Source organism: Salinarimonas soli, assembly GCF_008386575.1.
Classification (GTDB): domain Bacteria; phylum Pseudomonadota; class Alphaproteobacteria; order Rhizobiales; family Beijerinckiaceae; genus Salinarimonas_A; species Salinarimonas_A soli.
Window position 1 is genome coordinate 1 of sequence record NZ_VUOA01000164.1, and the last position, 269, is coordinate 269.

General features: G+C 62.5%; 1 protein-coding gene. It reads right to left on the reverse strand.

Going from position 1 to position 269, the window contains the following annotated elements:
- Positions 1-269: DDE-type integrase/transposase/recombinase (locus F0L46_RS25580; protein WP_149822413.1), on the reverse strand; the 269-nt coding region annotated here is incomplete at both ends.

Sequence of the window (269 nt, forward strand, 5' to 3'; positions counted from 1 at the left end):
GAGATTCCCTCCGCCTTCAGCTCGGATATTGCCTTGGCCAGAGCTGGTGCCTTGTCGGTGTTGATGACCCGCGGGGACCCGGCTGTCGTATTCGATCGCAGCGTCTTGGCCAGGAAACGCTTGGCCGCCGCGACATTGCGCTTCGGAGAGAGATAAAAGTCCAGGGTCTGCCCACCGGCGGTGATCGCCCGATAGAGATAGCACCACGTGCCGCCGACCCGGATATAGGTCTCATCCACCCGCCAGGAACTGGCCTGCCAGTCGGGTAC